Below are 2803 nucleotides of genomic sequence, written 5' to 3'. Positions count from 1 at the left end.
TCAAGGAAATGGCCTGAAGGAATCTGTCTACTTTTAGCAAGACAAGCCATTACTACCGCATGTATGCCCCCAAGGAACTCGATGCTTGCCCTCCACAAACAACTTGCCGAGGCAAAGACGCCTCATGATAAAACCGCCATCCAGCGTCAGATTGACGCCACCGACCACCAGATTGACCGGCTTGTGTATGAACTATACGGCCTGACTGAAGAAGAAATAAAAATAGTGGAAGGGTAGAGAGATGGTTCTTCCGAATTAGCTGCAGGTAACCGAAAACCAACGTTCCACCTATAAGTCAAGCATAGGGAACGCAGAGAAAAGTTACGAATTACCACATGGAAGTACAGATTTTACTCCTATAATTTTTTCAATAATGGTCTACTATTGAAAATTGTCAAATACACTTACTATGAATTTAAGAAACCGGGTACTTATCGTTTGACAGAAGAAATGGACGTTGGGTATACTTGACAAATGAATAAGGTGGACGAGCCAAGTTGACCCTGCTTGTTCTGTGTAAAAGAACAGCATAGTTGCGAAGGCCCGTATCCGCAACATTATTATTCTTACAATTGTAGTTTTTTGCGTTTCCTTTCTATTATATTCTGCGAATGCGCTTCACCTCTTTGAGTTGAAGGTTTTTGACCTTTATTCGCGTCTGCTCAATCCTCTTCGCTCATCCGGTGATACTGTTATTATTGAAGTGGATCAGAAAAGTATTGATGCATTGAGCGGAGAAGGAATCAACTGGCCTTGGCCACGACAGATGTACGCTCCCCTTATAGAGTATCTGTCTGAGGCAGATGCTGTTGCCGTTGATGTCCTTTATACCGAACCCTCATCCTATGGACAGGAAGACGATGCAATATTTGCAGATGCAATCAGGAAGGCATCAAATGTATATCTCCCGTTTTTCCTCTCCAAAAACCCGAAGGACACGTCGCTTGAAGACATGATGTTCGTGAAAACACACTCCATAGGTGAAGCAACTGGTACGTCTTCACCGTACCGCTCAGTTATCGTTCCACTGGACGTTTTGAGAGCACATATAAAAGGAACCGGGAATGTTGCGATTAGTCCCGATGAAGATGGTGTCTACCGGAAAATACCCCTTTTTTTTCAGTTTCAAAACATGGTAGTGCCGAATCTTATATCCTCTTGTTTAATCAAGCAGGGAAAGTTGCAGGTATTGCACAACAAAGCGTATTTGCGCAACACGCCAGTTCCGCTTGTTGATGGAAAGGTGCTGCTGCGTTATTACAGGGATCACAGGCCATTTCAAGTCTTTTCAGCGGTTGATATCCTGAACGCTGCAGTTGGCAGGGACCTAACGAAGTCTGTGCCTATTGGTAAAGAGTATTTCAAGGACAAAACCGTGTTCGTCGGGTTTACCGCCGCAGGACTCTATGATCTAAAGCCTACATCCGTATCCCCGGTATCAACAGGCGTGTATATTAATGCTACCCTATTTGACAACCTCCGGGACGGGAGCTTCATGAGGCCCGTAAATCCTGCTTTTGTTGTTCTGAGCATGTTTTCTATTGTTTTGTTCCTCTCGGTTTTTGTCTTGTACAATCATTCTTTTATCAAGAATCTTGCCATGTTTCTTGGAATATTTGCATTAGTATTTGGAGCAACCGCCCTGTTATTTTTGAATACCCGTTATTTTCCTGTTGTTTATCCGGTAGCTGCCCTCATCATAGGTTTCATCTCTGCCGCAACTTTCAGTTACGCCTCTGAAGGAAAAGAACGGCTCTTCATAAGAAAGACTTTCTCGCAGTATATGGATAAGACGCTTGTTAACTATGTTTTGCAAAACCCTGACATTATCAAGCCAGGTGGAAAAAGATTACGGGTGACTGTCTTTTTTGCCGATATCGCCGGCTTCACGACCATCTCCGAAAAAAACTCCCCTGAAGATACTGCTATGATGCTTCATACGATCCTTGACGCATTGACAGAGGTGGTAATCGGTGAAAAAGGGGTTATTGATAAATATATCGGTGACTGTATCATGGCGTTTTGGGGCGCCCCTCTTCACACCGAGAATGATGAAATCAATGCATGTCAGGCTGGCCTTAACTGTTTTGCGATGCTCAGGAAAATAAATGCAAAATTTGAAGAGCAAGGTATTCCCCCCGTCTCCATCAGAATAGGGATACATTCCGGCGATGCCATTGCCGGCAACCTTGGAAGCACAAGGTTATTTGACTATACAGTAGTTGGAGATACTGTGAACCTTGCATCGAGACTTGAGTCGGTCAACAAGGTTTTTCGCACAAACATCATTGTCAGCGAAAAAACAATGGAGAGAACCAACAACTCTTTTGTTTTCAGGGAGCTTGGTCTTATTGCTGTCAAAGGGAAGAGCGAGTCGATCCGTATTTATGAACTTATAGCAGAAAAGGGTAATGCAGGACAGGAAGTTAAAGAAAAAATTGACCTGTTTCGCGAGGCCTTGACTTACCACGAGAATGGCAAATTTAACGATGCCATCAGGCTGTTGGATTTGTTGCTGGAGCGTTATCCGGGTGATGGTCCGGCGTTATTCTATAAGGAGAGGTGCGAGGATCTTCTTAAGAATATTCCTTTGACAAAACCTTGGAATATTCTTAAGATGACTGAAAAATGAAAACTTTATTTTTTACAATTGCTTTTCTGTTTTTTATTCTTGCATCTGTACCTGTCTTTGCTGACCAGGCTTCTGTTATCACCAAAGAGAATGCGATCAGAGAATACTGCAAGTTTTTTGCACCCATAAAATCGTCTGTTCGATATAACGACGTACTCGACATTCTTTCTC

At 43.1% G+C, this 2803-nt stretch carries 2 protein-coding genes; both read left to right on the top strand.

Features of this window, described 5'->3' with window-relative positions:
• Nucleotides 1–237, top strand: a 237-nt coding sequence (locus NT178_18950; GenBank protein MCX5814594.1) for a hypothetical protein, incomplete at its 5' end; no start/stop codon positions are given.
• 292 nt (nucleotides 238–529) lie between these two features.
• A complete protein-coding gene (locus tag NT178_18945; GenBank protein MCX5814593.1) occupies nucleotides 530–2632 on the top strand; it encodes an adenylate/guanylate cyclase domain-containing protein in 2103 nt (700 codons plus the stop codon).
• Nucleotides 2633–2803 lie beyond the last annotated feature (171 nt).

Source organism: Pseudomonadota bacterium (genome assembly GCA_026388255.1).
GTDB lineage: Bacteria > Desulfobacterota > Syntrophorhabdia > Syntrophorhabdales > Syntrophorhabdaceae > JAPLKB01.
Note: the sequence above shows the minus strand (reverse complement) of the source record. Positions and strands in the feature narration are given on the sequence as shown.